This window comes from Brevibacillus sp. DP1.3A, assembly GCF_013284245.2.
Taxonomy (GTDB): domain Bacteria; phylum Bacillota; class Bacilli; order Brevibacillales; family Brevibacillaceae; genus Brevibacillus.
Genome location: NZ_CP085876.1, coordinates 5187222 through 5205053, shown reverse-complemented (window position 1 = coordinate 5205053; position 17832 = coordinate 5187222). Strand labels below are relative to the sequence as shown.

Annotated in this window: 15 protein-coding genes and 1 pseudogene; 10 read left to right on the top strand and 6 right to left on the bottom strand. The window is 45.5% G+C overall.

Going from position 1 to position 17832, the window contains the following annotated elements; genetic code table 11:
- Positions 1–30: 30 nt before the first annotated feature.
- Together HP399_RS23830 and HP399_RS31215 are read right to left on the bottom strand one after the other, a co-directional pair.
- Positions 31–1503: an MFS transporter gene (locus HP399_RS23830; RefSeq protein WP_173619961.1), complete on the bottom strand. Its 1473-nt coding sequence runs from the start codon at positions 1501–1503 to the stop codon at positions 31–33.
- A 129-nt stretch (positions 1504–1632) separates the two neighbouring features.
- Positions 1633–1770, bottom strand: a complete 138-nt coding sequence (locus tag HP399_RS31215) for a hypothetical protein (RefSeq protein ID WP_370642552.1) — start codon at positions 1768–1770, stop codon at positions 1633–1635.
- 380 nt (positions 1771–2150) lie between these two features.
- On the opposite strand from HP399_RS31215, the pseudogene HP399_RS23820 reads away from it, so the two are divergent.
- From HP399_RS23820 to HP399_RS23780, 9 genes and pseudogenes are all read left to right on the top strand, one after another.
- A pseudogene (locus HP399_RS23820) lies at positions 2151–2575 on the top strand (SRPBCC domain-containing protein).
- 221 nt (positions 2576–2796) lie between these two features.
- Entirely contained in the window at positions 2797–3564 is a 768-nt protein-coding gene (locus tag HP399_RS23815) for an ABC transporter ATP-binding protein (protein ID WP_173619960.1), read from the top strand.
- The gene (locus tag HP399_RS23810; protein WP_173619959.1) at positions 3551–5479 is read left to right on the top strand and encodes an ABC transporter permease; all 1929 of its coding nucleotides are present in this window, start codon (positions 3551–3553) and stop codon (positions 5477–5479) included. The genes HP399_RS23815 and HP399_RS23810 overlap by 14 nt, the downstream gene beginning before the upstream one ends.
- 20 nt (positions 5480–5499) lie before the next feature.
- Complete coding sequence (locus HP399_RS23805) at positions 5500–5871, top strand: YxeA family protein (RefSeq protein ID WP_173619958.1); 372 nt, start codon at positions 5500–5502, stop codon at positions 5869–5871.
- 112 nt (positions 5872–5983) lie between these two features.
- The gene (locus HP399_RS23800) at positions 5984–6682 is read left to right on the top strand and encodes a response regulator transcription factor (RefSeq protein ID WP_173619957.1); all 699 of its coding nucleotides are present in this window, start codon (positions 5984–5986) and stop codon (positions 6680–6682) included.
- A gap of 3 nt (positions 6683–6685) precedes the next feature.
- Positions 6686–8101, top strand: coding sequence for a sensor histidine kinase (locus HP399_RS23795; protein ID WP_173619956.1), 1416 nt, complete (start codon positions 6686–6688; stop codon positions 8099–8101).
- A 45-nt stretch (positions 8102–8146) separates the two neighbouring features.
- On the top strand, positions 8147–9283 hold the full coding sequence (locus HP399_RS23790; protein ID WP_173619955.1) for a VanZ family protein: 1137 nt from the start codon (positions 8147–8149) through the stop codon (positions 9281–9283).
- Positions 9284–9367: 84 nt separating this feature from the next.
- Positions 9368–10129 (top strand): DUF4253 domain-containing protein, encoded by a 762-nt coding sequence (locus tag HP399_RS23785; protein WP_173619954.1) that lies wholly within the window; start codon positions 9368–9370, stop codon positions 10127–10129.
- An 87-nt stretch (positions 10130–10216) separates the two neighbouring features.
- Entirely contained in the window at positions 10217–10654 is a 438-nt protein-coding gene (locus tag HP399_RS23780; RefSeq protein WP_173619953.1) for an SRPBCC family protein, read from the top strand.
- A 194-nt stretch (positions 10655–10848) separates the two neighbouring features.
- On the opposite strand, the gene HP399_RS23775 is transcribed toward HP399_RS23780, so the two are convergent.
- The 3 genes from HP399_RS23775 to HP399_RS23765 form a co-directional block, all read right to left on the bottom strand.
- Complete coding sequence (locus HP399_RS23775) at positions 10849–11694, bottom strand: DegV family protein (protein WP_173619952.1); 846 nt, start codon at positions 11692–11694, stop codon at positions 10849–10851.
- Between the two features lie 224 nt (positions 11695–11918).
- Positions 11919–12776: an amidohydrolase family protein gene (locus HP399_RS23770; RefSeq protein ID WP_173619951.1), complete on the bottom strand. Its 858-nt coding sequence runs from the start codon at positions 12774–12776 to the stop codon at positions 11919–11921.
- A 14-nt stretch (positions 12777–12790) separates the two neighbouring features.
- Positions 12791–15886, bottom strand: coding sequence for a GNAT family N-acetyltransferase (locus HP399_RS23765; RefSeq protein ID WP_173619950.1), 3096 nt, complete (start codon positions 15884–15886; stop codon positions 12791–12793).
- 69 nt (positions 15887–15955) lie between these two features.
- Here HP399_RS23765 and HP399_RS31210 point away from each other — a divergent pair, with 69 nt between their 5' ends.
- Positions 15956–16258: a metallophosphoesterase gene (locus tag HP399_RS31210; protein ID WP_217367787.1), complete on the top strand. Its 303-nt coding sequence runs from the start codon at positions 15956–15958 to the stop codon at positions 16256–16258.
- Between the two features lie 290 nt (positions 16259–16548).
- On the opposite strand, the gene HP399_RS23760 is transcribed toward HP399_RS31210, so the two are convergent.
- The gene (locus HP399_RS23760) at positions 16549–17763 is read right to left on the bottom strand and encodes a GDSL-type esterase/lipase family protein (RefSeq protein WP_173619949.1); all 1215 of its coding nucleotides are present in this window, start codon (positions 17761–17763) and stop codon (positions 16549–16551) included.
- Positions 17764–17832 lie beyond the last annotated feature (69 nt).

The following is a 17832-nucleotide window of genomic DNA, read 5'->3' as shown; positions in this document are numbered from 1 at the left end:
AGGAGGTTTTGTTGTTACAAACGACGGCTACTATCGATTATTTTGTTGATTTAGCAAGCGTTCTCGCTGTTTATGCATGGCAATGAAAGCGGCAAACACGAGCAGCAGGCTTCCTGTGAACAGAAACCCTTCCTCGATGGAGAAGGGCAGCCACCCTAAAAGGCCTGAGCCGACGACCACACCGAGAGAGAAGAAGGCGTATAAGTAACCGTGTGCTTTCCCCCGCAATTCTTGCGGCGTCGATTGAATGAGCATCGTATTGACAGAAGGAAACAAGAGAGCGAAGCCTATCCCATATAGTCCTAACATGCAGTACAGTGCCAATGTCGTGTTGGATTGACCAATAAGCAGCTGACTCACGCCCATGAAACCAATTCCGATGGACATCGTTTTGGAAGGGGCCACACGATCAAAAATGCGATTGGTCGGAAGCACGAAAATCAGAACGGCAATCATCCCAAACGTGCTCAATAACGTACCGCTTAATTTCGAATCGTATCCAAGCGATTGGACATGCAAGGGCAAAAGGTAAGCGATGACGCCTTGTGAAAACATGAGCAAAAAGGCACCGCCGTAAGCCTTGATTATCCCAGCATTGAAGATCAGGGCTGAGGTTGGAACGTCCTTCTTAAGCTTCTCTTTCTTGCAGGCCTGAGTGGATCGCAGAAAAATGACGGACAGAATGGCTAGGAAAAAGCCCATTACAGCTACACATGTAAAGACAAAAGGCACAGAGGTTTTGCTTGCCATAATGCCGCTGAATGCAGGTCCGATAATCGCTGCGAGTCCCACAAAGGTACCGGTGAAAGCAACCTTTCGTCCTTGCTGCTCATGTGTAGTGTTATTCGCAGAGAAAGTAAAAGCAGCAGGAACTATCAAACCGGCAACAAATCCGTGAATGAGTCGCACGATAATCAACAGAAACGGCTGATCGACGATGTGATACAGCAGCAAGGCACAGCTTGATAAAACCAATCCGATCAAAAGTGGTTTGGATGGACCAACCTTATCTGTCAGTATGCCAGAGATAATATTGCCAAAAGTATTGGCTAACGAATACAGACCGATGACAAAGCCTATAACAAATGAACTGGCACCTACGGAAGCAGCAAATGTACTCATGACCGGCAGTTGCGAGAACAAATCAAAGAACGAGAAAAAAACGATGCCGTATACGAGCAGGGCATTATTAAACGGCTTCAGAGGATACACATCCTGTGCCGTTTTCAGTCTGCGATCCAGAAAGAAGTTCCCAAACGGTACAAAAGCGGCAAGTAACGCAGCAAGAGACCAGAGCAAGCTCCATCTCACGCGAATGGCCGCATAGAGTATCGCCAGAGCATACAAGCAAAATATCCCGCCGTGAATACTTCCTATGATGGTTACGGCTTTGTCTAAGCCCCACACGTATTTCAAGGGCATTGCGATGCCCATCAATACTAATAAGGAAAGGCCATCGAATAGGCCTGTAAGACGTAAAAAGTAAATTGGATGTACCCGCACTTGTGACTCTCCTCATTTTTTATGAAGTGATGCCTCTATCCTAACATTTTTTTTGATGAAGAAAGTGAACAAATTCGGGTCATTCCTGTGTCGATATCATGAGGAAGGTGTATTTCTTCTGCCGTGATCTTAACTGTAATCTTCAATTAGGGAGACTTTTCCTTCTTTCATCATAAAAAGCGATTTCCCTTTTAATTGCATCGTATCTCCAGCCTTAAATCCGTTTGGCAAATCAATCGCCAGTATTCCTTCATAATCAATTTGCACTTTTGCTTTGTCATCCATTACTAGGCAGGCAAGAATGGTCTGACGCCGACTCTAGAAAATTTTCGCAGACTTTTCAGCTAGCTCACTAAACGCTTCTAATCCTTTGGTTTCTATGTCCAGTTCACCGTTGGAATAATTCCTGAACACAATATCCGTATGCAAGAGTTTCACCATACCTTGGACATCAAATGCAGCTGTTCTCCTCTAATAACTATAGGAGAACAAACCATCATCGCCCAATTGCGACACTATCGACGAGTTGGTCTTCTGTTTAAGAGTGACATTTTATGGGCGATTGCTTACAATTTACGGTGTAAAAAACGCGATTGTGGTATTCGTGAAAAGCACGTGCGAACAAATAGGATTGGCGAGGTGTCCCGATGAAGAATCCAAATACCGAATCTAGCAAAATCGTTGGTCAAACGGCAGCGACAGGCTTCCAAGTAGGTGTCAAGAACAGACATGGGCGTTTTTAACCTCGTCTGAAGGGGTGAAATTATGGCTTGGACATGTATCGAGCCTTACCTTTAGCGAGGGGGAGACCTTTACTTCCAGCGAAGGAATATCGGGTCAATTTCGTGTTGTAAAGCCGTTCCAGCAGTTTCGTTTGAAGTGGTCGATGAAGGATTGGGAAAAGCCGTCCACATTGCAAATCCGGCTGATATCCGACAAGCCTGACCGAACGACAATTAGTTTTCATCAAGAGAATTTGGATAACAGTAGCACAAGGGAGCAAATGAAGCTTCATTGGGAAGAAGTTCTGAATGAAATCAGGCAAAAAGTCTCCATGATGGAGAGGGAATAAAAACTTCTGTCGGAACGGGGATTTATTTTTCCATGTTCTACGCAGAGTAGCAAAGTATGTTCCTGAATAGTAACGTGGGAGGCGTCCGATGGAGGGCGCTTTTTTGCTTTTCGGATGCTATTTTTAAGGTTTATATAAGGTTTAAATAAAAATGCTCTAAGGTTCGATCGCTATGATAAATGTAGTTCGAAAAAATGAGTTGCATTTGAAAGGATAGCGATATGAAAACCATTCTGGAAGCAATCCACGTGCAAAAAACATTTGGCACAAAAGGAAATGTGTATACCGCCCTGCAAGATATTAACTTAAAAATACAAGAGGGTGAATTTGTCGGAATCATGGGCCCATCCGGAGCCGGAAAATCAACCTTGCTCAATATTTTTTCGACCATCGATATGCCCTCTTCGGGTGAGGTCGTTATTGCTGATCAAAATATCGTCTACATGAACGAAGAGCAATTATCAGACTTTCGCCGGAATAAGCTGGGCTTTATTTTTCAAGACTATAATCTTCTCGATACGTTGACTGTCAAAGAAAATATTTTGCTTCCGCTTGCCTTGTCGAAGGTGCCAGCCGCTGAAATCGAAAAGCGAGTCAACGAGATAGCGGACACGTTCGGCATTCGGGAAATCTTAGACAAATACCCTTACCATATTTCAGGGGGTCAAAAACAACGGACAGCGGCTTCGCGGGCCATCGTGGCAAATCCAAGCCTCATTTTGGCGGACGAACCCACAGGTGCGCTTGATTCCAAATCGGCAGCAAGCTTGCTAGAAAGCTTAAGCAGACTCAATGAAACCAATCAATCTACCATTCTGATGGTCACGCATGATGCGTATGCGGCGAGTTACTGTAAACGGGTTATTTTCATCAAGGATGGTCAACTCTTTACCGAGTTCCACAAAGAAAAGCAGTCCCGGAAGGAGTTTTTCCAAAAGATACTGGAGATTCTTGCTTCGCTTGGGGGTGGGTATCATGACGCTCTTTAGCATTGCCAGAAAAAATATCCGAAAAAATTTCACCAACTATTTTATCTATTTTGCTTCGATGATTTTTAGTATTGTGATTTACTTCACGTTTGTTTCCTTAAAGTATGACGATACGATTCAGCTGGCCGCCGAAGGGTCGAATAAAATCAGTTCTGTATTTAGCGGAGCGTCGGTCGTGTTAATGATCTTCGTGGCCATCTTTATCTGGTATTCCAACGCATTCTTCACACGCAAACGCAAGAAGGAGGTCGGGCTTTACTCATTGCTAGGCGTACGCAAGAAGCAGATCGGCCGCATGCTTTTTTACGAGAACTTCATAATGGGAATCATCGCGCTCCTGATCGGAATTGCTCTTGGTTCCGTGTTGTCCAAGTTTTTTGTTGCGGTATTAATGAAGGTCATGGGTTATGATGCCATCGCTAATTTCTCTGTTTCATCCGAGGCAATGATAAACACGATCACCGTCTTCTCTATCATTACGTTCATAAATTCGCTCCAAGGCTATCGGTTAATTTATCGCTTCAAATTAATCGAACTCTTTCGCGCGGATCAAGAAAGCGAAAAAGAACCAAGAACTTCTTGGATCACTGCTATCTTATCGGTTGCGTTGATTGGCTTTGGTTATTGGCTTACGCTGCAAAACATCTTTGAGTCAGCCATATGGAGAAAAGTAGGGATAATGGCAACGCCGCTCCTCATCTTACTAACCGTCATTCTCGGTACGTATCTCCTATTCGGTGTTTTCAGCGTTACGCTATTGAAAAGGTTAAGAAACCATAAGAAGAGTTATTGGAATGGCATTAACGTAATAGGGATTTCTCAGCTACTGTATCGAATGAAAGGAAATGCCCGCACGTTAACCATCATTGCTGTACTAAGCGCCACGACGCTCACATCTGTTGGAACGGCATACAGCTTGTATTACAACAATAGAAGCACCGTCGAAAAGGTGAATCCGAACAGCATGATGTTTATCGCTACGGACAGACATGTAACCAAACAGGTGGAGGAAGTGATTTCGAAGCATCCCAATCATGAAGTTCTTTATCATCGAACCATTCCGGTTATTCAGATGGATGTAGATACTGGTGATCTGGATGATGGAAGTAATGAACGGACATATACCGTGATGTCAAATCGTGAATTCAACCAATTGACCCAATTACAAGGAAAAGACGAGGTGATTTCCTTACAAGCCCAGGAAGCCGTTTTATTAGACCCCTATTACATCGAGGGTATTTCCCCTCAATATGTCGGGAAAAGGCTCCCTTTAAAAGCGAAGGGCGGCGAAGAGATTATAACGATCAAGGATCGAAAGGATTACAACGTCTTGAATCTGCAAACGGTCTTTTCGACGATCGTCGTCAGCGATGAGCTGTTCGTCCGCTTGCAACAAGAAGCGAATCAGGCGAGCTTGGTAGCATATGCCATTACGCAGGAAGATCAGGCCAAACAATTAACCAAAGAGATTCAAGCGATCTTACCCGAAAAAGCAAGATTTGCAAGCTTCTATCAGGACTATGCACAAGGATTGGAAACTTCCGGCTTACTCATTTTTATGGGCGGATTTCTGGGACTCGTTTTCCTGGCTGCAACTGGTAGCATCATTTACTTTAAACAGCTAACGGAAGCCCATGCAGACAAAGGGCGATATGAGATTTTATACAAAATCGGCGTCAGAAAAAAAGAAATCAAAAAAACCATTGCCAAACAAGTCTTGTTCATATTCGCGCTTCCCTTGCTAGCTGGTATCGCGCATAGTGCCGTCGCTCTAACGCCTTTATCACGGATGTTGCAAATGAACTTAGTCGTTCCTGTGGTGATTTGTATGGCGATCTATACATGCATGTACACCGCCTACTATTTCTTGACCGTCCATGCGTACTACAAAATCGTAACGAAAACAAAATCGTAAACTTTTAAAGGAGACTATTTATGAAAAAGACAACCATCATCGTATTATCAGTCATACTTGCTCTTATGATAGGAGCTGTACTCTTGCTTCAAAACGTGAATTTTAACAGATTGGGTGCAGATGAGTATTATGTTCAGATTAATAAAGAGGGGAAAAAGAATGAAGTTACACTGGATAGCGGCGAGAAGTTTGTCTCGTACGATTATACGCTGCAAGGCTATAACGCAAATGGCGAAGAAAAAACACTCAACTTTATGGCGATGAAAGAGCTGCGTAAAGATGCCTATCTGTGCGTATTCGTAAAAGAAGAAAAAGGAGTTACCTCCTATCAGGAAGTGAAAGTGGACGAACTGCCTGATAAAGCGAAAGAAAAATTGGCAATCCAGCAGTAAACTAAAGAAGGTAGAAGGTTATGCCGAAGTCATTAAAGGATGGCTTCGGTGTATCCTTGTTTGTTCAAGGAAAGGATAAGCAATAATTTCAGTTTTGGCAGGGGGCTTCTACATGAGCAAAGTACTGATTGTGGACGATGAAGAGGATATCGTCAAACTGTTGAAAACGGTTCTGATCAAGGAAGGCATCGAGAATGTATACACGGCTTCAACGGCAGCCGAAGGATTTGGGCAGTTTCAAGACAAGCATCCAGATGTTGTGATTTTGGATATTATGCTTCCAGACGGGGAAGGCTATGACGTATGCAAAAAGATCAGAAGTATCTCACATGTCCCGATCTTGTTTCTATCCGCAAAAACGGAAGAAGTGGATAAACTAGTAGGCTTGGCCATCGGCGGTGACGACTATATTGGCAAACCGTTCAGTCCGAAAGAAGTGGCCTATCGAGTGAAAGCACAATTAAGAAGAGCTGAATATCAGCAAGTTCAAGTAAAGGCGGATCCTATCATTAAGGTCGGCCCATTTGTCTTTGATGAAGAAAAGGTCGAGTTGCGAAAGCATGGAACCATCATCGAATTGAAACCGAAAGAGCTGGGGCTGTTCACCCATTTGCTCAAGCATCCTAACCAAATTATCAGCAAAGAAAAGCTGTACTACCAAGTATGGGGTGAAGATTTCTTTGGCTTTGACAATACCGTGATGGTACACATCAGAAAATTACGAGAGAAAATAGAGGATGATCCTTCCAATCCAACATACCTGTTAACGGTGAAGGGCTTGGGATATAAGCTGGTGGTAAAGGATGAATAGTGGATGAATTGGAGGTTGACTGGGAGGTTTCTGGCGTCTGTTGTTTTGATTGTCATTTTGGTTGTACTAAGCAATATTGTTCTTCTTGTTTTGTCGATCGTGGTCACCATCCAAACGGAGTGGGATGAAACTGCAATAAGCGAGAAGAGAAACTCTGCTGAAGCAATAACCAGTCGTTTCCATGAGCAAATTGTCATTTCGAATCATCAGGCGACGCTTACAGACAAAGGGAAAGCGGAGCTGGATCAGCATAACGCATGGATACAAATTCTAGACGAAGATGGCAAACAGATCTTTGGCTATCGATTGCCGGTGGGTATAAAAGAAAAATATGCGCCCATAGACATTATCCAGATGTACAAATACAAAGAAATTGATATGAACACGATGGTCTTTATTGGTGAGAAGCAAACAGGTTCCAGCCATTATAGTTACTTTATCGGGTTTCAAAATCCAAATTTGCAAAGACACGTATTGTCCTATGATATCCGGGAGGTCGTGCAAGTATTTAACATAGGAAGCATTCTCGTTCTGACCGTCGACGGATTGATCGCGCTGATCGTTGGATATTTTTTTAGCAAAAGACTAACGAAACCACTGTTGTCACTCATAGAGGGAATAAGAAAGCTCGCTAATAAGGAATACCATATCAACTATGAACCGATTGGCATCTATAAAGATGTTTTCTATAATGTCAATTATTTATCACATGAACTAAGAGCGGCGGAAAATGAAAGAAAAAAATTAGATGCAATGAGAGAAGAGTGGATCGGCAATGTCTCTCACGATTTAAAAACGCCATTAGCGTCGATCCAAGGCTACGCAGAAATGATGAAAGACACCGAGTATGATTTTTCGTGTGAGGAAATGAGAGAGTTTGCGGAGATTATTGAACGAAAGTCATTGTACTTGAAAGACGTCATTGAGGATCTGAATTTATCTGCCCGCCTAAAAAATAAAGAATTGCGCTTGCTCAAATCAAATAAGAACATCGTGACCCTATTACGAAATGTCGTCATTGATACATTGAACGATGCGAGATATGCAGACAGGAACATGGAATTCCGATTTAGCGATGAAATGATCAAAGTGGATACGGATGAAATTCTGATTCGTAGAGCGATCACCAATTTAATCTACAATGCCATCGTTCATAATGATCCTTCCGTCCTCATCAAAGTAAGTGTAGAGAAAGGTCAGCGTACCCTGATCAGAATCGAGGACAACGGCAAAGGAATGAAAGAGCAGGAGCTCGATCGAATCTTTGACCGTTACTACCGGGGGACGAATACTGGAGAGCTGCACAAAGGCTCCGGGCTGGGTATGGCCATTGCGCGGGATATTATTGTGGCGCACGGTGGAGAAATAAAGGTGAATAGTTTATTGGGGCTAGGAACAAAGATTGAAATCCAACTATGAAAAAGGCTGCTACTCAGCTACTCAACAGGTAAAAGGAGTACTCTCATGTCATCGTACGTATTTCCCATTCAATATGCTTTTCTTGTTTTTATGCTAGGTTCTTATTTATTGTTTGTTCCCTGGCTCATTTACACGTATAGAAAAGATGGGTTTTTTAGTTGGTGGAGGTTCATTTTAAACGCCTCCCTTCTTTTTTATTTGCTTTGCTCTTTGTTTTTGGTGCTGCTTCCTTTGCCAGACACGAGGGATACTTGCGCGATGCAAGCAGAGAATACGGTTTATTATTCGCTGATTCCCTTTACCTTTGTCCGTGATATTCTCAAGGAAACTTCGATGGTATGGTCCCATCCATCCAGCTATATTCAACTCATATCAGAACGAGCTTTCTTGCAAGCCGCATTTAATTTTTTGCTACTGCTCCCATTTGGCGTTTATCTCCGGTACTTTTTCCAGAAGCGGGAATATTGGAAACGGGCTTTGGGGCTTGGTTTTGGGTTGTCGCTTTTCTTTGAGGTCACACAATTAACGGGGATTTATGGCATTTATAATTGTCCCTATCGACTGTTCGACGTCGATGATCTTATACTCAACAGCAGTGGTGTATTATTTGGATTTTTCATTGCTCCGATCATACTGGCTTTGTTTCCGTCCAATAAAAGCATAGAAGCGAAAAGAGAAAGTGTCATGGAGAGTGATATCGTCCTCCCTGTACCGCAATTGCTGGCGTTGTTGATCGACAGTATTGCAGTTCAGTTCTTGTCGGATTTGTTTGGCTTTCTTCTTCCGGTTGGCTGGCTGACAGAGGTGATCAGTACCTTGCTCGGTATGTTGCTTTGCTTCTATTTCATTCCAATTTTATGGAATGGAAAGACGATTGGATCGGCGATTTTGCGGTTCAGACTGGTGAACGAAGATTCCGGGAAGCCATTCGGAATTGCTTTATTCAAGCGATTTCTTGCGCTGTATTTCACTTGGTTTTTCATGTACACCTCGAGTGCAATCGGTCAGATAGAGAGTTTAATGGAGTCGGCTTTTTATCCATTTCTTATCCTTTTCTCCTTTGGCGTCATCGTAGTGATTTCGCTTGTACTCCTCATTCACGGTCTGCTTGTGGTGTTTTCCGGCGGTAGACGCAGGTTTTATTTTGACTTTGCGTCCAGAATAAGACCAACTCGAAAGTGAATCTAAGAGAGGGTACGCAGGATTTTTCTGTTAGATGTGGTAAGATATACGGTATGAAAAAATGCAAAAAAAAGAGGTGTGACGATGGTAGAAGAGTTGTCAAATTACCTAAAAGAATGTGACATAGAAGTGGTTGCTGGGGAAGACTTCTCGGTACCTGCTACAAAGGAAGATAAGCACAGCATTTTGGTCCTGCCTAGCTATAATATACTAGAGATGATAGAAGAAGCTGTGGACGAAGAAGGATCACTCTCTGATTATGTACATAACCAGCTAGAGGAGGTTCATCATTTATTAGTAGAGGATGTCTTTCGGCAAATTGTAAAATCTCGACTGTTGTATACAGACATTTCATCCGAGTTGAAAAATTTGGATGGGAAGAACTTTGAAGAAATCTATAAGGCATATTCCCTTATATGGGAAGGTCATGAGCTAATCAATGAACAACTCAGTGAAACAGAGATGGAGTCCTTTCTCATAAGTGAAAAATGGGTTCAGGATCGGTTAGAAGATGATTCCTTGATTGTTATGGAATTGCCGCTAGCATCTGGTTATGAAGCACCGTTGTGGGTCCCGATGGGCGGCTATAATGACTGCCCACTACCTGTTTATCAGTCCGTTATCGTAAAGCACTGGCAGGAGGCGTATGGGATCAAGATTCTCGCTGTGACAGAGGATACTTGGATTTTTCAAGCCGGTTCAAGACCGCAGACCTACCAGGAGGCCCTAAAGCTGGCACAAGAGCATTTCATCTTTTGTCAGTACGTTTTGGATGAGTTTCCTTCAATAGGGCATTATGCCGATTATTTAATGAAACAGGATGTGTGGTATTTTTGGTGGGATTAACCCGCCATATTCCTGAAATATCTCCCGTGTTCCGACAATAAACATAACAAGATACCAAAGAACACTGGGGGAAGGAATGAGCAAATCATGCCTCAAGGAATACATGATGTGGAGCTGAACCAGCCCATTGGGTCGGTATGGCAGTTTGTGAGTATAGTGGAGAATTGGGTTCCACTGGTACCTGGCTACATCAGCCACGAGGTAATCAATGAACGACGTGTCGCTTGGACGTTTACAGGCGATATCGGCATCATGAAGAAAACGATCAGTCTGCAAGTAGATATCACCGAATGGACGCCTCCGACCGAGGTGAGGTTTACCTTGACGGGGATCAGCGGGAATTTCACTGGACATGGCTACTTCCAAGCAAAAGCTTTGGGGGAGGCACGTACGAAAATGACGGGATGTCTCGACATCACTGCCCATGGTGTGAAGGGCCCCATGATCAATTCCATTCTGAAATCCAATCTTCCCAAGACAACGAGGGAGCTCGTGGAGGCTATTGGAAAACGTATAACGAAATAGTATCCTTGCCACCAAAACGAAAACACGCCAGCTCGGCGTGTTTTTTTGTGTGATGCGGTAGTTTATGGAACGATGAGCAAGAAGGGGAATGTCGTGATCAAGGTTGGAACATGATGAAATTGTGCCAAAATGAAAGGCAAAGGGGGCAGCTCTTTGCCGAAAAAACCGGCATGTGAGACTGGCCCATTTAACTCTTACTCATTCCGCCAAGCCAACGCCAGCGTCCCCATCCCAGCATGCGCCCCAATCGTGGAACTGATCGGTCCAACCAACACCTCGACATCGGAGTACTTGCTCTGAATTTTCTCTTTCAGTTCCAGCGCTTTGTCCAAAACGTTGCCATGCAAAATCTGCACGTGCTTCACGGTGTAATTCTGTTTGGCTTTCTCCAGCTGTTCCAGCATGCGCTTGACGGCTTTCCCTTCGGTACGAACCTTTTCATATACTTCAAACAGCCCATCTTTAATTTGGAAAATCGGCTTGATCTGAAGCAGATTGCCGATGAAATATTGCAAACCGGTCATTCGGCCGCCCTTGTAAAACTGGTCGAGACTGCCAACCAGGATATAGTTCTCAAACTTTTTGTATTCCTCGCGCAAGGAAGCCGCAATCTCCTGATAGCCTTTTCCTTCTTTGGCTTGCTCGATTCCGTTTAAGATGATCGAGGTAATCGGGTACGACATCAGCTTGGAATCTACCGGCTCGACAGGGAAGTCTACCATCTTGGCTGCTGTTGCACTTGAATTGTAGGTCCCACTCAGATCAGAGGAGAGGTGGACAGCAATCGCGCATTCATACTCTTCCTTTAATCGTTCGTAGAGCGTCACAAATTTTCCTAAGGAAGGCTGTGACGTTTTGGGAGCATAACTAGCCTGTACAATTTTTTGATAAAGCTGTTCAGGCGCTAAATCAATGCCGTCTTCAAAAGTGCCATCTTCAAAGATAATCTCCAGTGGAACGACGTAGATGTCATGCTCTTCCATGATGTGATCAGGGATGAGTGCGGTGCTGTCTGTAACCCAGGCAATTTTTTTCTTCAAGGAAACATGTCCTCCCCCATTAAAGTAGAAACCTAGTCTTGCTCTATCTGTACTAGCGAAAGCTTTGGGTCATGGTTGTCCATTACTGATGTTGTATAAGCAAACTCGCATATTCTATCATAATACGAAAACTGTCGTTTTTTGTCGTAAATAGAAGAAGTTTTATTGAACAAATGAAAAATCCCATGTTTCTTCGAGAGGAAGAGACATGGGATTCGTATCGTCTACTCAACCAACGGCTTGATTTTGGGAAACACCGTCAATGCTGTCTTGTAAAACACATCCTCGTGATACTCCGCTGGGAACAGCTCCTGTACAAACTGGATATATGGCTTCACTGGCGCCAACGGCCAGTCTGTTCCGAACAAAAACTTGTCGTAATGATCACAATAGGTAATTGCGTGGCGCAGATGGGAGAAGAAGAGCGGGGAGTCCGCGAGTCGCTTGCAATTGGCTGCGTCACCGACCATTAAGCCGGAGAGATCTGCAAACATATTGCGGTTTTTATAAACGACTTCTGCCCCATCGAGTACCCATGGATCGCCAAAATGGGCCATCATGAAATTGACGTCTCGATGCTTCACCGCCACCTCGTCCAGTGTGAGAGGGTGGGAGTATTTTAAGAGCCCACGTTCCGAGTACGTATCGCCGGTGTGAAAGACGACAGGTACCTGGTATTTGGCTGCGAGCGCATAAACGGGATCGTAGACGCTATCATAGGCGTAGAATGGATAGTAGCCCAGATAGATTTTCAACCCGACCACATTGGGCTTTTGCAGGTCAGCTTCCAAGCGTGCTACTGCTGCTTCATCCAGCTTGAACGGGTTGATTCCCAGGCAATAGACGAACTGTGGCGGCAACTCGTCTGTCAGGTCTAGTCCCATGGGAGTGACAGCTTCCACATCGGGGAAGCCGTCTGGCTGAGTCTCTGTTAAGCCCATGCCTATCCCAAGGACCACGCCGTTCTCGGCATATTCTTGCAAGAGACCAGCGACGGAGTAATCGACAAACGACTTTTCTGCCGCCGTCCGCTTGAATTCCTCGATATGGGATAAATGCATGTGCGCATCAATGATTTTCATTGGGAAGCCCTCCCTTATTTGGCAAAGCGTATCGCCCGTAAGTCAGACAAGGCATTGGATGGAAGCGTGTTGTCGGCAAACAGGAAAAAGACAGGCGGAGTAAAGGTAGTGCTGTTGTTTGGTAGATTCAGTTCGCGTATGACAGAAGCTACGGCCACTTCCTTGTTTGCGTATACTTGGAGGTCCGCAGTATCGAGGTCAGTAACGATATGCATCTGATCCTTGCAGGAAGCTCGCCCTAGGACATAATCGGATACTTCAAGGACATCCAATTCACCTTGTGCCAGCTTGTAGCTGAGCTCCTCGCCATTCGTACCGATGGTTTTCAGCCATACCGCCTCGTCCTCGGTTCCTGGCTGCAAAAAGATGTCAGTGGCTAATTCCTTGCCAGCAAAGTACGTTCCGGTATTCTGCTCGATCGCTACGGTATGACAGAGGACAGGTACTCCTGGCAGCAGTAAGTAATACTGATGGCAAGTCAACCCGCGATACTTCTCCTGCTTTTTCACATGGTAGCTCACCTTAATTCCCTGCCACGCATTTTGCTTGTTGTCGATTAGCTCGACAAAGGAAGCAGTACGCTCTTCCTTAACCAGTGAAAACGCGCTTAACTCCTCCATATAGTTGCCGATTCCACCTGTCCACGGATTCCACCAAGATTTCGGCTTCCGTTCAGGGAATGCGCTGTCCAGCCACTCCTGCCCATTGCTTGTAAGCGAGTATAGCGTCGGAGCAAAATCTGGAGCAGCTTTGATCCGCAATCGTCCATTGTCGGCGATATAGACCTGCTGTCCTTCTTCCTCTGTTTGCTCCTGTATGACCTTGCCTTGACCGATTGGGAAAATCGCGCTCTGCAAATGCGACATATGAGTGGCAAAACGTCCCTCTACTTGCACGAGGTCATATGGTTTTTCTGGCGTCATGAAGGAGAAGCCAGATTCCGTCTCTTCCACATCTTCTGTAAAGTTCTGCGTTTGTTCGGAAGCTGACTCGCTCAAAAGAGATGCCATCAGTTCTCCGTCCAAGTACTGCTGCTTGTATTCTTTCACCTGTACATCCAGTTCCTTGCTTGTGACAAACGGATTTTGCCCATTGGCACTCAACTCTAGGTGAGAGGTCAAGATCAGGTCTGCTGGCATAGGTTCTTTACGGGCAAAGGCACGGAACTCTTTCCAGTCAGCGTAGCCCCCATGCGAGAAGTGGAAGGGGCCGAACGATTTTTTTTCATGTGGAGCAAGCATGCCGAGATTGGTTTCAAGTGTGACGTACCAGCCTTGAATGTCAAAACGGTATTCAGGAGGCCAGCACATTCCCCATGGGGCCGTTTCATCCTGTGTAAACAGCCAGTTTTCACTGACTAACTCAGCATCCCAATAATCCATATCGCTGCCGTAGGAGGATGGTGTTTCAACATAACGGCCTTGGTACGGCACAATGGGGCGATGAAAACTGTGACTAAATCCTTGGTTAAGCCAAAGCTCAGTAGTCAACTTGTCAGCAGAGTGGTTTTCTATCTCCACTCCATGTTCTACGGTGCCATCCCCGAACAGGAGCGTTTTGCTAACCAGTGCAATTTGCGGGTATGCCCCGGAGCGATACGTTGCACGGATGCCGATTGCTCCCTTTTCCACGATAAACTCAACTTTCTCGGCACGCTTCTTCGAGAACTCGCTGGAAAACGGTTTGCCGAGCTTGGGATAGAGGAAGTTAGTTGGCTCCCCACCTGTCCCGCCGACAACGGTTATCTCATTATCTTCTTTGTTCAAGTAGAGCGTATGGCGGCCATGGTGAACTTGCCAAGCCTGTTCTGTTTCTCCCGACACCATCGCACCAAGCCCCGTAAAGGCAGCTCCGATTTTTTTGGCAAAAGAAACCGATCTGCCATCTGCGAGCTTTGTCTCCACCTGCACGTTGGCTTCGTAAAAGCCGTGTTCATACAGGTCAGCGTTAAGCGGAAGCGAAATGCGCTCTTTGCCAGCCAGTTTCAAAGTGTGGCGTTGCTCTTGTAAGCCAAAAAATGAACACAAGGGCAGCTCGAATGAAAATTCCGCTTCTTCCGCAAAGTTGTTTTCCACGTCCAAATAAAACAGCTTTGTTTGTCCCGGATAGGAGAGGCCAGGTACATGCAAGGAAAGGGTAGCAGGAAACTTGGGAAGGATTCCTACCTCGAACAGCGCTGCCTTGCCGTTGATCAGCAGGTTGGTACAAACACGCGGATGCGTGCGCCAGATGCTTTGTTCTTCTGTGATTGGATCGACAAAAAAGGTAGCTGACAGCGTCGTTTCATCTGTCACAGCCAGCTCGTGTTGATAATCAAAGCGGATCGTGTCGCTCGGTTGCCCGTTTAACGAAATCTGTAACGGCTTTCCTGATTTGTTGACGATCCGGTAGTGAATTTGATATTCCCGTCCAAAGACTAGCTCCAGCTTTTCCGCTTCGGCAGACACGAGATAATCCTCCGTCTCGATGAGGCGCATGCCCCGACCCCGCCGCTCAAACTCCACGCGCAAGCTCTTTTCTCCTTTTGCCCAGGAGTATATGAAGTAATCAAAGCCGTTTTCCTTGCGTCCATCCGGCTCTACAACGATCTCCCGAGTGGAGTCCTGATACCAATCAAGCTCCTCAAAATAGTGGGCGATCGCTTCGGTACGGAGCACAGAAGGAATCATGTTCATCAGATGGGTGGCGTCGTCCCGGTCTTCCCAGAAAAACCCGAACTTCTTATACAACGGAACAGCTTTCGTGTTTCCTGCCCACGTATACAGATCAAGTCGCGGCCAGTCGAGCTCAATCGTTTTCTCCAGTGCGCATGAAAGCAGCATCCGGCCGACTTTTTTTCCGTGAAAGTCGGGACGTACATTGAGCAACGGGATATAGAGGGCACCGGTATCTTCCCGATATTCGGCCAGGCTGCAATAACCAACGACCGTTTCACCTTCCATTGCGAGATAGACAGTGATAGCGTCAGAGGCTGCTTCTTCTTGTCTGATTTGTTCGGCTGTCGTAATCGAATTTCCGCCTCCCCAGCTATCTCGGCTGGCATTCCACATATCTGCGACCGCTGCGGCCAACTCAGGGCGGTAGGTGACAATTGAGATTGATGCTTCCATGCTTGTTAACACCTCGATTACATTGTTAAATTATGTATCTTATAAGAGTTGTACGTTTGATCGACAAAATTGTTGCTAGTTTTCGGAAAAAGAATCAGTGCAAAACTTATTATTGGTGATATCCATGGATATTTTCATGTACGTAAGCTGCTACTGGAAAAAATAAATTATAGGCCAATACAGGACCAAGCTATTTTTATTGGAGATTATATAAGTAGAGGACCTGAATCTCTAAAAGTTGTTTCAGAGATAAAAAGAATGGTGGAGGAGGAAGATGCAATTACTTTGAAGATGAAGGACATATTTTTGTACACGCAGGAGTTCGTCCAAGGAATTGGCGAGAAACAACACCTTCCGATTTTGTCTGGCTAGGTGAGGATTTTATAGAAAGTCCAACAAACATTGACAAAGTTGTAGTATTTGGACACACCCCAACTTCTAGAATAATATCGAATCCAGAACCCAATCAAATTTGGTATTCAACAGAAGGTGATAAAATAGGAATAGATGGCGGGTGTGGCTATTCTGGTGGACAACTAAATGCCTTGGAAATCAACACGGAAGGATACAGGAACCACTTTGTAAAATGTTAAAATACACAGCCCCTACCCTAGTTAAAAGGTGGGGGCTGTTTGACGCTTGCCAACTAACCGGCCATTTCCTTACTTTACAAGTCCCTTCAAGTAGTCCAGGAGCAACGGATAGAAATGCGGTTTGAAGTGAACGCCGTTGTCCGCGTATTGGATTTTGTTGGAGGTGAAGAGGGGTGACAAGTCCACGTAATCGACTTTGACTTCATCGGCCAACTGTTCAAGCGCTTGGTTGAAGGCAGTAATGTTCGCATACTGCGGCACTTGTTTCAGGGTTTCCTCGGCGACTGGCGGGATTGACAGGATGTGGAGCTTGGCCTTTGGCAGCTTGTTCCGGATGCTGTCGATCAGCTGGCGATAGCGCTCGACGAATTCCTGCTTGTCCGACAACCGAATGTCATTGCTGCCCAACAGAATGAAGACATGTTCCGGTGCCCGGCTGGCGAGTTTCTCGACATTCATGAGAGCGAGAGAGAGCGTCGCGCCGCTCGGGGCGATGACATTCGCTGTATCCACTTTGTTCAGATAGGACAACGCCCCCAGGATGGAATCCCCCAGGAAAACACTGTGCCTGAACGCTGCTTTGTAGGCTTCGTTCGTATCGGTGACCGCCGGACCGCGCAGCTGATTGGCCAAATCCGTTCGCTCTTTCAAATAGCCCAGCAGGATGGGGTAGAATGGGTTCGTGAAATGAGAGCCGTCTTCATCGTATTGAATCTTGTGCTGCCGGAAAATGGGTGCAAGGTCAATGTAGTCGATTCCCTTCTCCTTCGCCATTTTCTGCAGGGCTGCGTTGAATGTTTCAATCTGCGGGTTCATGGACGCACCGAACGGTGATGTGGCATCTACTGGCGTAATCGACAGCATGTAGACGCGGGCCGCTGGCAGGAGTTCCCTTATACGATCAACCAGCCGAGTGTATTTCTGTATGAATGTCTTCTTCGCTTCCTCCAGCGGTTCCCCGAGATCGTTCTGCCCCATTGACAGGAACACATGCGACGGCTTGCGGCTCGTGATCTCTTCGACGTTGTCCAGTGTAGATTGGACCGTTGCGCCCAATCCCCCCATAGCGTTCGCTTCAGGCATCAGGTCATCGTTCGTCAGTCCTCCGATAATGGAGTCGCCTACGAACAAGCTACTGCCGAACAATTCCTGAACACTGCCTGCAGGCGCCTGTGTCGTAGCGAGCTGAGTCTGCCCCTTGTCGTCGGCCGCACCACAGGCGACGAGGGTTGATAGTATCGCCGCTGACAGAAAAATACTTACCCATCGTTGTACCAATTTCATACGCAATAACTCCTTCTTACAAGATAGCCATATCATAGAATAGAGAAATCAATATCGGGTGCAGATGAG

Bases quoted from the DNA above. Each gene is read 5' to 3' on its own strand.
- HP399_RS23815 (WP_173619960.1), top strand. From the start codon at position 2,797: ATGAAAACCATTCTGGAAGCAATCCACGTGCAAAAAACATTTGGCACA.
- HP399_RS23810 (WP_173619959.1), top strand. From the start codon at position 3,551: ATGACGCTCTTTAGCATTGCCAGAAAAAATATCCGAAAAAATTTCACC.
- HP399_RS23805 (WP_173619958.1), top strand. From the start codon at position 5,500: ATGAAAAAGACAACCATCATCGTATTATCAGTCATACTTGCTCTTATG.
- HP399_RS23800 (WP_173619957.1), top strand. From the start codon at position 5,984: ATGAGCAAAGTACTGATTGTGGACGATGAAGAGGATATCGTCAAACTG.
- HP399_RS23795 (WP_173619956.1), top strand. From the start codon at position 6,686: ATGAATTGGAGGTTGACTGGGAGGTTTCTGGCGTCTGTTGTTTTGATT.
- HP399_RS23790 (WP_173619955.1), top strand. From the start codon at position 8,147: ATGTCATCGTACGTATTTCCCATTCAATATGCTTTTCTTGTTTTTATG.
- HP399_RS23785 (WP_173619954.1), top strand. From the start codon at position 9,368: ATGGTAGAAGAGTTGTCAAATTACCTAAAAGAATGTGACATAGAAGTG.
- HP399_RS23780 (WP_173619953.1), top strand. From the start codon at position 10,217: ATGCCTCAAGGAATACATGATGTGGAGCTGAACCAGCCCATTGGGTCG.
- HP399_RS23770 (WP_173619951.1), bottom strand. From the start codon at position 12,776: ATGAAAATCATTGATGCGCACATGCATTTATCCCATATCGAGGAATTC.
- HP399_RS23765 (WP_173619950.1), bottom strand. From the start codon at position 15,886: ATGGAAGCATCAATCTCAATTGTCACCTACCGCCCTGAGTTGGCCGCA.
- HP399_RS23760 (WP_173619949.1), bottom strand. From the start codon at position 17,763: ATGAAATTGGTACAACGATGGGTAAGTATTTTTCTGTCAGCGGCGATA.